Annotated in this window: 15 protein-coding genes; 4 read left to right on the top strand and 11 right to left on the bottom strand. The window is 46.4% G+C overall.

Annotated features, from left to right (window positions below; genetic code table 11):
- Window positions 1–38: 38 nt before the first annotated feature.
- From P364_RS0104910 to P364_RS0104860, 11 genes are all read right to left on the bottom strand, one after another.
- Complete coding sequence (locus tag P364_RS0104910; protein WP_024629040.1) at window positions 39–992, bottom strand: 4-hydroxy-3-methylbut-2-enyl diphosphate reductase; 954 nt, start codon at window positions 990–992, stop codon at window positions 39–41.
- 68 nt (window positions 993–1,060) lie between these two features.
- Window positions 1,061–2,521 carry a sensor histidine kinase gene (locus P364_RS0104905; protein ID WP_024629039.1) on the bottom strand — a complete coding sequence of 487 codons (1,461 nt, stop codon included), beginning with the start codon at window positions 2,519–2,521 and terminating at the stop codon, window positions 1,061–1,063.
- 1 nt (window position 2,522) lies between these two features.
- Window positions 2,523–3,212, bottom strand: a complete 690-nt coding sequence (locus P364_RS0104900; protein WP_024629038.1) for a response regulator transcription factor — start codon at window positions 3,210–3,212, stop codon at window positions 2,523–2,525.
- Window positions 3,213–3,403: 191 nt separating this feature from the next.
- Complete coding sequence (locus P364_RS0104895) at window positions 3,404–5,095, bottom strand: S1C family serine protease (protein WP_024629037.1); 1,692 nt, start codon at window positions 5,093–5,095, stop codon at window positions 3,404–3,406.
- Between the two features lie 147 nt (window positions 5,096–5,242).
- Window positions 5,243–5,905 (bottom strand): response regulator, encoded by a 663-nt coding sequence (locus tag P364_RS0104890; RefSeq protein WP_024629036.1) that lies wholly within the window; start codon window positions 5,903–5,905, stop codon window positions 5,243–5,245.
- Window positions 5,902–6,939 (bottom strand): HAMP domain-containing sensor histidine kinase, encoded by a 1,038-nt coding sequence (locus P364_RS0104885; protein ID WP_024629035.1) that lies wholly within the window; start codon window positions 6,937–6,939, stop codon window positions 5,902–5,904. The genes P364_RS0104890 and P364_RS0104885 overlap by 4 nt, the downstream gene beginning before the upstream one ends.
- 3 nt (window positions 6,940–6,942) lie before the next feature.
- Window positions 6,943–8,004, bottom strand: coding sequence for a cell wall-active antibiotics response protein LiaF (gene liaF, locus P364_RS0104880; RefSeq protein ID WP_024629034.1), 1,062 nt, complete (start codon window positions 8,002–8,004; stop codon window positions 6,943–6,945).
- Between the two features lie 186 nt (window positions 8,005–8,190).
- Window positions 8,191–8,439 carry a hypothetical protein gene (locus P364_RS37730; protein WP_024629033.1) on the bottom strand — a complete coding sequence of 83 codons (249 nt, stop codon included), beginning with the start codon at window positions 8,437–8,439 and terminating at the stop codon, window positions 8,191–8,193.
- 112 nt (window positions 8,440–8,551) lie between these two features.
- Window positions 8,552–9,325, bottom strand: coding sequence for a 3D domain-containing protein (locus P364_RS35105; protein ID WP_024629032.1), 774 nt, complete (start codon window positions 9,323–9,325; stop codon window positions 8,552–8,554).
- A 190-nt stretch (window positions 9,326–9,515) separates the two neighbouring features.
- Window positions 9,516–11,453, bottom strand: coding sequence for a threonine--tRNA ligase (gene thrS, locus P364_RS0104865; RefSeq protein ID WP_024629031.1), 1,938 nt, complete (start codon window positions 11,451–11,453; stop codon window positions 9,516–9,518).
- Window positions 11,454–11,879: 426 nt separating this feature from the next.
- The gene (locus P364_RS0104860) at window positions 11,880–12,824 is read right to left on the bottom strand and encodes a putative sporulation protein YtxC (protein WP_024629030.1); all 945 of its coding nucleotides are present in this window, start codon (window positions 12,822–12,824) and stop codon (window positions 11,880–11,882) included.
- A gap of 180 nt (window positions 12,825–13,004) precedes the next feature.
- Here P364_RS0104860 and P364_RS35100 point away from each other — a divergent pair, with 180 nt between their 5' ends.
- The 4 genes from P364_RS35100 to P364_RS0104840 all read left to right on the top strand — a co-directional run bounded on the left by P364_RS35100 (window position 13,005) and on the right by P364_RS0104840 (window position 16,474).
- A complete protein-coding gene (locus P364_RS35100; protein ID WP_024629029.1) occupies window positions 13,005–13,409 on the top strand; it encodes a hypothetical protein in 405 nt (134 codons plus the stop codon).
- A gap of 310 nt (window positions 13,410–13,719) precedes the next feature.
- The gene (locus P364_RS0104850; protein ID WP_024629028.1) at window positions 13,720–14,214 is read left to right on the top strand and encodes a cation:proton antiporter regulatory subunit; all 495 of its coding nucleotides are present in this window, start codon (window positions 13,720–13,722) and stop codon (window positions 14,212–14,214) included.
- Window positions 14,215–14,218: 4 nt separating this feature from the next.
- Complete coding sequence (locus P364_RS0104845) at window positions 14,219–15,457, top strand: cation:proton antiporter (protein WP_024629027.1); 1,239 nt, start codon at window positions 14,219–14,221, stop codon at window positions 15,455–15,457.
- Window positions 15,458–15,568: 111 nt separating this feature from the next.
- Entirely contained in the window at window positions 15,569–16,474 is a 906-nt protein-coding gene (locus P364_RS0104840; protein ID WP_024629026.1) for a YitT family protein, read from the top strand.
- The last annotated feature ends 306 nt before the right edge of the window (window positions 16,475–16,780 follow it).

Genomic DNA, 16,780 nt, shown 5'->3' with positions numbered 1-16,780 from the left:
TCGGCTCTGTACTGCAGGATTCTTATAATGATGTTCGTTTACGTTGTACGCGTCTTTTCCCTTACAGGAGGGAGAAGCTTGCTCATATTCACCGTACGCTTGATTTCCCACGTTTCCGGCTTGTCATGTTCATACTGCTCCAGATACAGGATGACTTCCTTCGTGATCGGAGTTGGCGTTGAAGCGCCTGAAGTAACCGCCACCTTATTCACACCTTTTAGCCATTCCTGCTGAATCTCAGCCACATCGGATACACGATATGCCGTAACACCCGCAATTTCCTCCGATACTTGTGCAAGCCGGTTGGAGTTATTACTACGAGGATCACCTACAACGATGACCAGATCTGCCTGCCCTGCCTGTTCAGCAACAGCTTCCTGCCGGACTTGGGTAGCCAAGCATATCTCATTATGAATTTCAGCGCCCGGATACTTCTCCAGAAGACGGCTCATAATGTGTTTAATGTCCCATTGGCTCATCGTTGTCTGATTCGTAATAAGGATTTTGCCGGGAGGTACGTTCAGTCCGTCAATCTCCTCTTCCTTCTCGATCAAATGAACATGATTGGGTGCAACACCAACAGCACCTTCAGGCTCTGGATGATTCTTTTTCCCAATATAGATAATGTCATATCCTTCAGCCGTCTTCTCCCGAATCAGATCATGGGTTTTGGTTACATCCGGACAGGTTGCATCCACTGTAGTCAGACCTTTATCACGTGCCATCTTACGCACTTCGGGAGATACACCATGGGCCGTAAAGATCACTGTTCCACTCTCTACCTGGCTCAAAATATCAAGCCGATTCGGACCGTCCAGTGTAATAATACCCTCATCTTCAAAAGAATCCGTCACATGTTGGTTATGCACAATCATACCCAATATATAAATAGGCCGTGGTAGGTCCAGATTGCGTGCCGCCTGGCGCGCCAACACCATCGCATCCACAACTCCGTAACAATATCCCCGCGGCGAAATTCGCAGTACTTCCACTTGGTTGCCACCCGCTTTCTCTCTCGGCAAAGATAGCCGATGTAATTGCAGTCCTGTCTATTATAACCTTATTCGATAGGCGGAGCAAAGACAACCGGCAACCAAATGATAAAGGTCGTTCCTTCTCCACGCCGGGTTACCACCTCGACAGATCCATGGTGCTCCTCGATGATCCACTTGGCGATCGACAGTCCCAGACCTATACCTGGTGTGGCCCCACGGGATTCATCCGCCCGATAGAACCGGTCAAAGATAAACGGGACCTCATCCCGATCCATTCCGATCCCCGTATCACTGATGCGCAGTCCTACCTGACCTTTATAAAGTATCGCATCCAGAGTAACCGAACCATCCGGAGTGTACTTGAAAGCATTCTCGATAAAAATAAACAGCATCTGCTGCAAATAGTCCTTGCTGCCGTTCACATATATACCATTCAGAATGGATAGATCTCCTGGACGCCAGTCTGCCTGATGGTCAAGAAATTGCGATCTGCGAGCCACTTCCTGCACCAGAATTTGCAACGGGATTGGATTCAGTTCGATTTTCTGTCCTGTATCGGCTCTGGCCAAAGACAGCATGTCGCTGATCAGCCTACTCATTCGTTTGCCTTCATCGGCCATATCCTCTATCGCTTCCAGCGACATTTGTTTAACCGTTTCTTCATCCAGATTCGGTCGGTCCGTGCTCTCCTGATCCCACAGCTTCTTCAGGAAATCCACATTACCGCGGATCGTCGTGAGGGGAGTACGAAGCTCATGAGAGGCATCAGACACAAATCTGCGCTGGGCTTTATTCGTTTCTTCCAACCCTCGGAATGACAGCTCTGTTCGTTCAAGCATATTATTGACTGTTTCAATCAGACGTCCGATCTCATCCTTGGGACCCGTGTACTGTATGCGCACGCTGAGATCATCCCCAGACTGAATCTGATTGGCCGCATCAATTACATTGACGAGTGGGCGCATGGATTTACGAGCCAGAACCAGACCCGAAGTAATCGCAAGTGCCATCGCGACAAGCCAGCCAAAAACCAAAATATTTCGCAGAGCTTCCAACAATCGTTCCTGGGAACTAACATTGGCGCCGACTTGCAGGAGTCCTCTTATTTCATTGGTTCCCTGAAGAGACAGGGGCTGCTGGTTCACCAAGAAAGGGGTCCCATTCACATAGATCTTGGATATCCCACGCTTTTTCTGGATCTCATTGGATTTTACAACGGGAAATTGAATCTGAAGCTTCTCCATATTGCCTGATATTTTGCCAGATCTACTCTGGTAGTCCCACAACTGGATGTAGATCTGAGCTTCCTGAAGCTGACTCTCTGTAAAAGGGTCCAGGTCCAGCGACTGTGAAAGCGGATTGACACCAATCTGATTCGTAATGCGTTCACTTTTATCTTTCAGCTGCTGTTCCACTTCCTGATACGTATTAAAATAAACAAAAGCGTAGATTACAACTCCCCAAAAAATGAGTACCGCTGCCAAGATGCCTGAATACCACGCGGTTAATCTTAACCGAATGGACATGTCAGGAGTCACCTCTCAAAATATAGCCGGCTCCCCGGATGGTCTGGATCAAGCGTTTGCCGCCGTATTCTTCGGTTTTTTGTCTGAGCATGGCAATATACACTTCGAGCACATTGGATTCACCACTGTAATCATAACCCCAGATTTTATCCATAATCAGATCACGGGACAGCACACGTTTCGGATTTTGCATGAACAGATTCAGCAATTCGAACTCCTTGGCAGTCAGTTCCAAACGCTGACCGTCACGCAACACCTCACGAGAATCATTATCCAGAATAATATCCTCATACATAAGACGATTATCAGGCGTGTCCACCATATCTGCTTTACGACGCAGTAAGGCACGGACACGAGCCAACAATTCTTCAAGTGCAAACGGCTTCACGAGATAATCATCTGCACCTGTATCAAGCCCGATTACCCGGCTCTGTACTTCATCTTTGGCCGTGAGCATCAGCACGGGCACCTTACTCCCCGCTTCCCTGAGTCTGCGACATACTTCAAACCCGTCAATTTGCGGCATCATGACATCAAGAACCACGATATCCGGCTCTTTATCCATCAGCTTACTGAGACCCTCCGCCCCATTGGAAGCCGTCTGTACATCATATCCTTCAAAAGCCAGTCCCCGCCGAAGCATGGACACAATTTTTTCATCATCATCCACAATCAGAATAGTTGAGCGCATGGTCTTTCTCCTTTATCCCTTAACGTTTTAATCCCATTGTAACAGGCAAAAGCGCAATCTGCATCTTCTCCAAATACCTTGCTGCTTTTCAAGTTCATCCTTGATGTAGTCCAAGCTTATATAGGGCAAAAAAGCGAAAGGGCCACGAACCCTTCCGCTCTTCTGTACCTTATTCTATAACCCAATTTTCATTAAGGTTGTTGTTGCTGTTGTTGATCCGTCGTTTGTGTAGTATCGTAATCGTTTTTGTTGCCGATTTTGATTTTCACATCCATTTTTTTACCGTCCCGAACAACACTCAATGTCACTTCGCTGCCAATTTCCTGTTTCTTGATGAAATCAATCAAATCCTGGCTTGTGCTGTATGCAGTACCGTTGGCACCTGTGATGATGTCATAAGCACGCAGGTCTGCTTGGTAAGCAGGGGATTGATAGATCGTGCTGGCTACAACAGAACCTTCAGTGATATCAGTTCCCATCTGTTTAGCCACTTCAGGCGTGAGGGCCATCAGAGATGCACCAATGAACGGTACCGGTTCTTTGGGAACTTCTTTGTTTTCTTTCAGATATTTAACGGCATCCGAGATTACACTCGAAGGAATGGCAAATCCAATGCCCTGTGCATCTGCGCTAACCGCCACGTTCATACCAATGACTTCACCATTGAGGTTAAGTAACGGTCCACCGGAATTACCCGGATTAATGGAAGCATCCGTTTGTAACAAGTGGCTGTACTCACGAGTTTTGCCTGTTTCTTCGTCCGGAATGCTGATGGTACGTTCTTTCGCACTCAACACACCTGCAGTAACGGTGTGTTCAAATCCTTCCGGGTTACCAATAGCTACAAGCCATTCACCAACTTGTGTACTGTTGGAATCACCCAGTGGAGCGACAGGGAAAGCATCATCGCCACTGTTTTTCTCGATTTTCAATACGGCAAGGTCAAGGTCGAAGCTGCTTCCTAGCAATTTTGCTTCATACGGTTTGCTGTTATTCTCCAGCGTTACCTGAATCACATCTGCACCCTGAACCACGTGTTGGTTCGTCAGGATGTAGCCTTCTTTGTCAAAAATAAATCCAGAGCCAATACCGAGCGGAACCAACTGATTGCTGCTTTGTTGCTGTTGCTGCTGCTGATTTTGGCCTTGGTCTGTTCCGCCATTACTTCCATTACCAAAGAAGTATTGGTACAATGGATCGCTCATCGTAGAACCGCCTTGGCTGCTGTTACGTGAGGACTGCTTGGCGAGCGTTTCAATTTTGACGACAGCCGGACTAGTACTCGTTACCACGGAGGAAACATCCTCTTTACCGGTTGGAAGCAATGACGCTGTCACATTATTGCTGCTGCCCGAATTGGTAGGTGAAGATGACGTACTGGTGCTTTCATTTTCAGCACTTGTGAGCGCTTCCTGCGGTGTAAACATATTTGTTCTGTCCGCTGTATACATCAATACTGTGATGACCAGCATCCCGGCGATAAAAGAGAACAAAAGCGATCTTACGGAAGAACGTGGCCGACGGTTATTATAATTCCAATTGCCATTGTTCTTGCCGCCGTTCCCCTGATCTCCTCCGTTACCTGAACCATTGCCGCCCCCTCTGGATGAAGTATGGGCTTGATCCGATGATTCGTTATTGTAATTACTGTAGTAAGTAGGCACTGGCTTCACGGGGTCAGGTCTTGTAATCTCTACATTTCCTTCTTCACGTTGACTATGTTCCCCATTATAACTTGCTGTATCTTCCTGATTCACGGACTGAAAAGGTCCATAAGAATAATAATAGGAGGAATCGTCCGTCCCGGATGAATTGCGATTCTCCGCTTGTTTAGTTTCATTTTCCTCGTCTTGACGGTTCGCTCTGTAATTACGTTCGTCCATGCCTCTCTACCTCCCAATCTCTTATCGCAAGAGATATTCTTTAACTGTCCTTATTTTGTACTTTAAACCTTAACCGTACCTTAAAAACAATTAAAAAGGAGATAAAAGCACACTGTTATAGAACATTTTCCCCGCCAAATCTGCATTCTAACCCTTATTCTTCACCCAGCCCTGACGATGAGCGTATATGGCCAGTTGTGTCCGATCGTCCATTTCACATTTCATTAGCAGATTGCTTACATGAGTTTTGACGGTTTTGATACTAATATGTAGTTCTTCCCCAATGTCCTTATTGGTCTTGCCCTCTGCAATCAGCAAGAGAACTTCCTTTTCCCGTTCTGTCAGACCGGATTCATTCTCTCTTGCTGTACGCTGTCTGATGCCACGAGTCAGTGCCTGTGATACATCACCTGTCATAACAGGCATCCCCCGGTATGCGCCTTGCAAAGCATAGATCAACTCTTCGGCCGAAACTGTCTTCAGCACATAACTGACCGCTCCGGCTTCAATCGCCTGGACCACAAGATCATCCTCCAGAAAACTGGTCAACATCACAATTTTTAATCTCGGAAACTCCGTCATGATCGCTTTTGTCGCTTCGGCACCATTCATCACCGGCATCATCAGGTCCATCAGGATCAGGTCAGGCAGTTCACTTTGACCCAGTTTGCGCAGCTGATTTAATGCATCCTGTCCGTTACCGGCTTCTCCCATCACATGAAATGTGGGCTCCAGCATTAAATACGTCTTTAACCCCATCCGCACCATATCATGATCATCCACAATCATTACATTCACTTTTCCGCTCATTCCGTTTCCTCCTCTGGATCTTTCGGAAATTTCGGGATAAATACCCGCACCGTTGTCCCCGCTCCCGGCTTCGATATAATCTGAACCTGTCCGCCAAGCTTCTCTGCCCGTTCACGCATCGTTGATAATCCATATGAACCGGGCCGTTCTGCTTGTTGTAAGAAACCTTGGCCATCATCACTGATGCTCATACTGATCTGATGCTCACTTTCACGTATGGACAGGCTGACCAAACCTGCTTCCGCATGTTTTACTACATTAGCGACCGCTTCTTGAATAACAAGAAACAGCTGGTGCTCAATGGCATCGGAAATTCCGCCATCCAGTTCCAGCTCTTTCACTCCTTTTAGTCCGTTCTGCCTGCAATAATCCGGGAACCAGCTATCCAGTGCTGCGGTGAGATCCCTTCCCTCCAGCTCCACTGGGCGAAGCTGGGCAATAAGTCCGCGCATCTGCCGCTGTGCGATATGCGACATCTGAATGAGTTGATCCAGCACTTTGCTGCCATGCTCGGGATTCATCTCCAGCAGACGTGGTAAGGAGGAAGCCGACATATGCATGGCGAACAGCTGCTGGCTGACCGTATCATGCAAATCTCTTGCCATCCGTTTGCGCTCTTCAATCACAGCGCGTTCCGATGCCTGTTCCTTCTCAATGACTTCCTGCTCACCGAGCCGCTGAAGCAATCTCATTTTTTTCTCAATCGAGTCCATCATGACATTGAATTCCTGATATACCCGTCCGAAGGAGGCATCATCTGCCTCAGGCATTCGAACGGCGAGATTACCCTTGGATACTTTCAGCATATTGAGGTCCAGAAGATCGATTTTGCGTTGAAGCCGCAGGGCGGCAATATACCCCGTGATTACGGTAGCCAGTAGAACAACAGCAACATAGGTCCACGCACGCTGATGCCCTGTTCCCATCAGCACTTCACCGTACAGCAAGTAAAATCCGCCCAAAGTAATGAGCCCGGTCAGCGCAAAATACATCATCAGCTCCCATTTATTTGCCTTGAGAATCGTTCGAATCATGCGTTAACCCACCTTATTCACTTTGACATCTCCAATAAACACACTAACGATAATCCTTACTTTTTTTCCAGCTTCGCGATAATGCGCTGTTTCAGCCTGAGCACTACTTAGAAATCCACCCCGTTTTTGATTTAACAGGGACATGTCTCCGATAAACGAGTTCGTTGTCACGGTCACACCCAGATCCATATCTTCCGGTACAAATACCTTTACATCCCCGATAAAAGAGGAAATGTTAATCTTCGTCTCACCGTAAGGTATTTGGGCCTTCGTCAAATCAATAACTGTATCGCCAATAAATGCCGAAATGTTCATCGGTTTTAACGAGAACACTTCCTGTCCCATATACAGATCGCCGATAAATGCTGATTTGTTAATCGTATTTCCATTGCCACCATAATAATTGGAATCATCATCATAATTGTCATCGTCAGCAAATGTTCCATAGCCCTTTTTGTTTGAGCCGTAACCTTTATGCTTGTGGTGTTGATCGTGATGGTGATGCTGATGGTGTTGATGTCCGTGTGATTTATGGTCTTCCTTATCTGTATAAAATGAGCCATGCGAATCATTCTTTTGTTCCTGTTTCGGTTTGCCGAATGTTTTCTCGAACTGTTCATCAAACGAAGACGGCATCTCCAGATCCTCAGGGGACAACGGCTTATACGGTTGCTCCGGTGGAGGTGGAGGCGGCTGTACTTGATCATGATGCTTCCGGTCACGACGACGGGGTCCAATCAGAACAAATAAGCCCCCACCAATCAGCATCACCGGAATCAGGTAGCGAATGAACTCACCCATAGAGTAATCAATCCATCCCAGATTACGTGCCAGAAAGTATCCACCAATCGCCAGGACTATGGCAGGTCCAATCAATGCATGACTCCCGTTACGGCGAATCTCGGTCATACCTTTTACGCCCCACCAAATCAAAAATAACGGCCAATATGTTCTGAACATGTATCCGATATCTATGTCATAGCCTAATTGCCTGAACAATATTATTGCGCCAATCGCAATAAGAGGAATGCCAACCCACCAGCGGTCCCGCGTAGATCGTTTCATCGCTCATGTCTCCTTTGTCTGTATTCTGTATCCAGTTTACATCAGACAAGAGTTGGTTAACAGCGGCGGCAGATGGAATTGATCTCGGTCTCCAGACGGAGGCGGAAGGATATTTATGTAAAAGTTACTTGCAAACCCAAATTAAAAACACCCCGGAGCTACCGCTCCAGGGTGCTGAAACTTTATTTATTTTTGAAATTTGCCTGCTTTGCCGACTTGGCTTGTTTGGCTTGTTTGGCTTGTTTGGCCTGTTTGGCCTGTTTGGCCAGTGTTTTCCACACCAAATTCAGCATTGAATTTTTCATCAGGTGTTTTGAAATTTTCCTGTACTTTGTTTTGCTCGGATTGTTTTACTTTGTTTGCTACGTTTTCTTGTCCAAACTCCTCATTGAACTTCTCGTTTGGTGTTTGGAATCCTTGGGATTTCTTAGCCACAACGATCACCTCTCTCTTCATATTTACGCTGCATTGCTGCTGCGCGGGGTTTGTCCCCAGTCAATATTATGTGAAGAGTGCATGGCAGTTATTCATCCATTAAATTCAACAATTAAACAGCCTTGTCCAACCATGAATCCGGTACGGATTTGTACACATCGATGGCTTCCGATAACTCTTCCAGCATTTTTTCAGTGCATTTTCCAGTACCTTGCTTGATCACCTGTACTTCGACGTCCTTTTTGCCCCATTCCTTGTACACTTGCTTTGTTGTAGGGAAATAAAGATCAATTTTATTGCCCTTAATCGCGGAGCCCGTGTCTGCAACGATACCGTAGCCGTAGCCAGGAATATATAAAATGGAACCCAGTGGAAACAGCTTCGGATCAGCTGCAATCGTTGAGACTGTTTCTTTATCGCGGCGCACCTTAACACCTGAATACGTAATGCCGTATTGAGGATGTTTAGGTCCTTTTCCGGTTGATTCCACACCTGCAGTGTATCCGGTAGCCGTCACCTTGTGTGTATCCAATACCTGTTCTGTCCGCGGAGCGAGCACCGGCATCGAAGGGTCAACCCCGATCTGCTTCTTCGGTATTTCCGGCCTTGGAATAACAATCGGCTGCGGAGACCACATTAATCCCATATAGACCATGGTGGTGAGTTGAGCCTGATCACTGTATGCAAAGACCGCCGTTTCTAATTGCTCGCCTTCGCGCTCACCCGAAGTTTCGTTGTTGCGACTCTCTACGTACAGGACTTCATTTTCCTCTTCAAAGGTATACGCATCTGCCTGATTCAAGCTCACAATAACTCCAGTGAGCACCACACAGCAAGAGATGATAAACCGTATGTTTTTCTTTTGAATTAAAAATTGCTTTTTCATTATAGAACCTCCCCCTTACTGCAAAGGTTTTCCAAAATGAAAAAATTATATACTTTTCTCTATGCAGGCTTCTTAGCCGGGTGTCCACAGGCAACCTAAAAACAACAAAAAAACCGTCTGAACCATTGGAATGAATTTCTCCAATATGATTCAAACGGTTTTCTATTTATAGAAATCAGCAATTCCTGAATTACACCTGTCTTGTTGTAATTTCTTCTTTGAGCTGGGCTACAATTTCGTCCAGTGGTTTCATGCCGAGATCGCCTTCTCCACGTTTCCGTACAGATACACCCTCTGCATTACGTTCATTTTCACCAACAACGAACATGTAAGGCATTTTCTCAAGCTGTGCCTCACGGATCTTATAACCGAGCTTCTCGTTACGCAGATCAGCTTCAGCAGAGATCCCTGCACGTTTCAACTTCGCTTCCACTTCACGTGCATAGTCGTCGAAGTTGCCGGATACCGGAATAACCTTCGCTTGTACAGGAGACAACCACAGTGGCAGAGCCCCTGCAAAGTTCTCCAGCAAGAATGCTGTGAAACGCTCCATCGTACTGATTACACCGCGGTGGATAACAACCGGACGATGCTTCTGTCCGTCATCTCCCACATATTCGAGCTCGAACCGCTCTGGCAAGAGGAAGTCCAATTGAACGGTAGACAATGTCTCTTCCTTGCCCAGCGCTGTTTTGATCTGCACGTCCAGTTTTGGACCGTAGAATGCTGCTTCGCCTTCTGCTTCATAGAATGGAAGGTTGAGCTCTTCCACAACTTCACGCAGCATGCGTTGGGACATTTCCCACATCTCGTCATTCTGGAAGTATTTCTCGGTATCCTGAGGATCCCGATAGGACAGACGGAAACGATATTCGTGAATGCCGAAATCCTTATAAACCGTTTGAATCAGTTCAATAACACGTGCAAATTCTTCCTTGATCTGATCCGGGCGTGCAAAAATGTGTGAGTCGTTCAGTGTCATTGCACGTACACGGTGCAGACCTGTCAACGCGCCAGACATTTCGTAACGGTGCATCATGCCAAGCTCGGCAATCCGGATCGGCAGATCCCGGTAGCTGTGCATGCTGGACTTGTACACCATCATGTGGTGAGGACAGTTCATTGGACGAAGAACAAGTTCCTCATTGTCCATAACCATTTTCGGGAACATGTCTTCCTGATAGTGCTCCCAGTGTCCGGATGTTTTGTACAATTCAACATTACCCAGCACTGGTGTATACACATGCTGATATCCGAGGCTCTCTTCCAGATCCACAATATAACGCTCCAACGTCCGGCGCAGCTTGGCACCATTAGGTAGCCAGATTGGCAGGCCTTGTCCAACCAGCTGGGAGAAGGTGAAGATTTCGAGTTCCTTACCCAGTTTGCGGTGATCCCGTTTACGCGCTTCTTCCAGGAAGTGTAGATGCTCATCCAGCTGTGCTTTTTTTACAAAAGCCGTACCGTAAATACGTTGCAGCATTTTGTTTTTGCTATCTCCGCGCCAGTAAGCACCAGCGACATTCATCAGTTTGAATACTTTGATTTTGCTGGTGGATGGTACATGTGGTCCACGGCACAAGTCGAAGAATTCACCTTGCTCATAAATGGTGATGACACTGTCTTCCGGTAAGTCACGAATCAATTCGAGCTTGTAAGGATCGCCCACTTCTTCGAAAATTTTGATCGCATCCGCGCGGCTAACTTCTTTACGTACAATCGGCAGGTTCTCATTAACAATCCGTTCCATTTCCTTCTCGATCTTCTGCAGATCTTCGGGATTAAGCGGCTGTTCGAGATCCATATCATAGTAGAAGCCATCTTCAATGACAGGGCCGACACCGAGGTGCACTTCTTTGTTTCCGTATAAACGCTTCACAGCTTGAGCAAGCAAGTGAGCTGTACTGTGACGCATCACTTCCAGACCTTCTGGTGAATCCAGTGTTACGATCTCCACCAACGCTCCTTCATGAAGTGTTGTGGACAAGTCCACGACGATTCCATCCAGTTTGCCGGCTACGGCATTTTTGCGTAGTCCGCTGCTGATCGAAGCGGCTACATCTTCAATGCTGCTTCCCTCGGCATACTCACGAACCGAACCATCGGGTAGTTTAATGTTAACTGCCATTTGTCTCATTCCTCCTGTAAGTTCAACCTCTGTCCATGCATTTCATGGATGGTTAATCTATTGCTGTTCCTGCAATTTTTGCAAAGGAACGCAAAAAACACCCGTCCCGGCAAAGGGACGAGTGTTGTATACTCTCGTGGTTCCACCCTAATTCAGCTGCTTCATCCATATTGGAAGTACAGCCCTCATTGGCATGACGGTAACGGGCATGACCCGGCATATCCTTACTCACGGACGATTACCTGTGTAATAGAGGCAATCTTCATATCCATTTTCAAAACTGCAGCTCCAAAGGGGTAAACCAAACGTGGCATCCGGAGGAAATTTCAGCCTGGTTCCCTCTCTCTGCACCGACCGTGCGTATGGTTCTTGTCTTTGTCAACGCTTTTGCTTATTGTTCCATAACAACTTCTAATAAATCATGGATCAACAGTTATTATAATTGCCGAGATCACTTGCGTCAAGACCTGTCAACAATCCGGAACGCAGCACTTCGCACTCGGGGCAATGGTGGCATAATTGTACCTTGTCCTCAAAGATTTGTCGGATCGTAGAGATAATGGGGAGATCTGGAGTGCGCGTATGCAGCATGACTTTTTCCGGTGAGATGGAGATCAGCGTACTCACGATCATATCTTCGATGTCCATTTCCAATTCCAGTCCCGGCATCTCCACGACGACCTGCTCATCCTTTTGTACGGGAAGCACATTAAGCGCAGCATCCAATACCTGAAATTCATGCAAACCTTTGTGTATCAAATGCACAAGAGGCACTTTCGCTTCCTGAAAAAATACAAAATATTTCAGAAGTCCCATAAACTCTTCGTATTGGCGATCCATCCAGAATTCATCAAGCGCATACTCCACCAGCTCATGAAGCTCCTGCTTGTATTGCCGAATTCGGAAATTCATAATGCCTTCAAGGTGAAAAAAATGAACCTCCTCCAAGTCCTGCTTCAGTCCATTGGCCAAGGTAGTACGACGACGGTCCCGTAATCCAGGCTGATCCAAATCACCATTGAACAATAAAGGCATGCATATCCGGTTTACCTTCTCCACTTCATGTTCATCCATGACCGAGCAAGCCTTGGAGATCATCTCTTCCACAATAATGCGTTCACGTGTATTCATGATGAAATCGGCAATTCCCGTGGCCAGCAAATCACTGATCTGAGGCAGCCACTGCTGGAAGTCAGCGTGATTCTCATTCCCTCTGCATACCCAGGCCGCTCTTCCGTCATTATGTTTGAAGGTGAGCCGAAATCCTCTTTTGCTTATATGTAAACCTTTGGTTTTTTCCTTCACACAACGATAAAATTGATCCGCTTCCTCCTGCCCTGATACCTCGGTCCATACGGCGAACAGTTCCATAAGAATCACTCCTTTCCTTCCTGTTCAAAGTATATGGCAAGGCCGATAGGGATATACGAAGCGGATTGATGGAAAGCGTGTCATGATTTCTCAGTATATTATCAATCCGTTTGGAGTTAAGCCAAAAATGTGTTATTATTTTTATAACAGTATGTTTCACGGAAAAGGGGGGAAGCCAAAATGAGACAACAACCAAGAATACTCCGTTACGCTTTTATTATCATTTTGTGCGTATTCCAAGCGTTGTCCTTCCCTATTCCGATGCAGTCGGAATCCGTTGTCGAGGTAAACGTTGAGGCGAACTCCAACAAGGAAGTTCTTGTCCATACATTGGAGTCTCAGCAGAAACCTGCCATTCGCAAATACCCACAAGTCATGTCGAAGTTGATTGCGGTCACGCATAACAAACCTGTCTTTCTTGTGCTCGCTTTGTTGCTAATGCTGCGAATTCCTACACCGCGTCTGCCCTTTAAACCGTTGATTTGTCTGTTTAAACGCAGATTATTTCTGCTACCCATTAAATTCACCAGTATGTATGTATCTCCCACCCCTATAGCACCAAACTACGTGAACGCTTATAACTAGCCGTTACACCGTATTTTAGGTTGCTTTGCATGGAGACACCTCTGTTCGATAGACGGTGTGCTTGTGCATAACTTATAACCCTTATAGCAAATGTTAGATATCAATCAGCCTCATTGGCAACCCCTATTCATACATCTATTTTGTTATACCCATCTTTATTAAAAAATCAAACACTAGGCTGTGTGTCAGGAGTACCTGGCTCTGTTTACCCGCTTCAATTTAATGTTCCTTAGAGCAGCAGATCATTCTATATTCGGGAAATAAGCCTGTCTTCTGTGGCCAGCCCTCAATTTAAGGAGGCACACTATCCATGGATGTACGCGAAACAGATTTGCCGGGAATCGGCAAGAAATTTCAGATTGAAACGAGCAGTGGAGATAAAATTATTATCATTATTCACGATGACGGTCGCCGGGAAATGTACCATTTTGAGTACGATGATCCAGACCAAAGCATCTCCATGATTACGCTCGATGACTATGAAGCAAGACAGATTGCTGCCATCGTTGGTGGATTAACCTATAAACCAAAGCAGCTTGAAAATATTGAAGTAACGTTTGACGACCTGATTATTGAATGGTACAAAATCGAGCCATCCTACGGATGTATCGGTAAATCAATTGGTGAATTGGATGTACGTCAAAACTCAGGGGCAACGGTGATTGCCGTTGTAGAGAAGAATCACAAAAAACATATCAGCCCCGGTCCGGAGGTCGTGATTAGTGCAGAGTCCACGGTAGTAGCCGTTGGCGAACGCAATCAGCAAAAGCTATTCAAATCCCTCCTCCTGACCGGAAGGGGGTGAGTCGATGGATCATCTGATATTCGAAGTAGGTCTGGCTCTTGTGCTCATTGCAGCAGCCGGACTCTTATCCGCAAAACTGAGATTTTCGGTCGTTCCATTTTACATCCTGATCGGGATGGCCGTTGGACCTCATGCGATGAAGATCTGGCATCTGGATTTCCGCTTCATTGAAAGTCAGCCGTTTATTGAGTTTATGGGCCGAATCGGTATTCTGTTCCTGCTCTTCTATCTCGGGTTGGAATTCTCGGTTGGCCGTCTGATCAAGTCGGGTAAATCGATTGCCGTCGGCGGTTCGATCTATATCGGGATTAACTTCACGCTGGGACTGATTTTTGGTTTTGCTTCCGGTTTCCCAGCCGCCGAAGCTCTTATCATTGCCGGGATTACGACTATTTCATCCAGTGCCATCGTCGCCAAGGTTCTCGTTGATCTGAAACGAACAGCGAATCCGGAGACGGAAATGATTCTCGGAATCATCATGTTTGAAGATGTGTTTCTAGCTGTATATATCTCCATCTTGTCTGGACTTGTGCTCAGTGATTCATCCTCCATCGGAGGTGTCATTGTATCCGCACTCGTTGCGCTTGGATTCATGCTCATTGTCATTATTCTTGGACGTAAAGCAACACCGCTGCTTAATAAGGTGCTTAAGATTCGCTCCAATGAGTTATTCTCGCTTGTGATTTTCGGTGCATTGTTCCTCGTAGCCGGGTTCTCGGAAACCATTCATGTCGCCGAAGCCATTGGCGCCCTGCTTGTTGGTTTGGTGCTGGCAGAGACGGAACATGCTAAACGGATTGAGCACTTGATTCTGCCATTCCGTGATTTCTTCGGAGCTGTCTTCTTCTTCAGCTTTGGTTTGTCTATCGATCCGCTGTCTCTTGGTGGCGAAGCTGTATGGCTTGCTTTGATCGCAGTTGTGCTCACACTATTCGGAAACTTCCTTGCAGGCATGCTCGCGGGTCGCAGTGCAGGATTATCACCGAAAGCATCAGCCAACATCGGTTTGACCATTGTGTCGCGTGGTGAATTCTCCATTATTATGGCCAACATGGGTAAAGCCGGAGGACTTCTCCCGCTCCTGCAACCATTCGCCGCATTATATGTACTCATACTGGCAATTCTTGGACCGTTATTAACGAAAGAATCCAAACATGTGTTCAGATTACTGGATAAAATATTTAAGTTCAAAGACCCTCGGAAGAAGAAAGAAGAGCCGAAGGTGCTGCAGAAAGAAGGATAACCCCCTTGTCTGTTCTGAACAGACAACGTATCGTACTCGCGGCTCTACCGCCGATCTTTCTGTGAGTAACCCAGGGAGAATGGCACGGAACCGCACAAAGGAGGATGACCTATGAAAGCACCTCTGATATCGGCTAATCCGGTGCCACAAACCGCCAAGACCAGATTGTCATCTACCCGTCGTATGTTGAATTTATTGTTTGTGATTGCGGGTGGGATTTTGGCCTCCGTGGGACTTGAATTGTTTCTGCATCCCAATAAAATCATTATTGGAGGCATTACGGGCATTTCTTCATTGTTCGCTCACTGGACCGAAATGCGGATTGGTTTGTTCCTGTTTTTGTTCAACGTTCCATTTATTTTTCTATCCTATAGACTTGTGCAAAAGAAATTCGTACTGGTCACTGTTCTGGGTTTGGTTGTCTTTTCGATTGGTGCCATTGTGCTTCATCCCATGCCGCCGCTTGTCGAACAACCGCTGGCTGCCGCCATGTTTGGCGGATTATGTCTCGGATTAGGAATCGGTCTAGTCGTGCGGTATGGCGGGACACTGGATACGCTGGAAATCGGTGATCCGTCCTCTCGTCCACCTGAACGTGTATTTAGCGGGAAACGGATGCTTATCGAAAAAATAATCATGCTGCTCAACTTGTTGATTCTAACTGCTGCTGGTGTTGTATTTGGTTGGGATCAAGCGATGTATTCAGTAATCGCCTATCTTATTGCCTATGAAATGGTGTATATTGCATTCCGCGGATTCACAGCCAAGCGCAAAATATGTATCTTAACTACACAAAGCGCCCAAGTTGAGAACGCCGTCCGCAAACGGCTGCGCCGTGAGCCTGGAACATTGGATTCTTCAACCAATTCAGGACACGGTGCTCTGACTGAAGGATGGATCCAACACGTTCCGGGAGCACTTTATTATGAGATTCATTTCCTCGAAATGATCTGGCTCAAATCTATTGTGCGTCATATTGATCCACATGCAGGTATTGTGACGAACCCAGAAAAATAATCTGATTCCTATAGGCTAGGCAAATTGAACTAAAGAATATTTACACTTGCCACTCCGATGACAGAACAACCTTCCGATTGCTGTTATCCCCAGATTTTTTGAATTCCCTTTTTCAAAGGGGAAAATCCGGGGATAAGCGTATGCTTCCGATGCAGCTTTCTTTCAGAAAGCTTTTAGGCGAACGCTTCGCTTCTTCAGGTTTTTTCTGTCCTCTCCGTTCTCGTGTAAATGTTTTGTTCAATGCATATAGGCAAACAAAAACTCTCTCTGATTCCTATGGATGTTAACCATTCATTCAGGATCAGA

Origin of the sequence: Paenibacillus sp. MAEPY2, assembly GCF_000499205.1 — a bacterium.
Lineage (GTDB): Bacteria > Bacillota > Bacilli > Paenibacillales > Paenibacillaceae > Paenibacillus > Paenibacillus vandeheii.
Note: the sequence above shows the minus strand (reverse complement) of the source record. Positions and strands in the feature narration are given on the sequence as shown.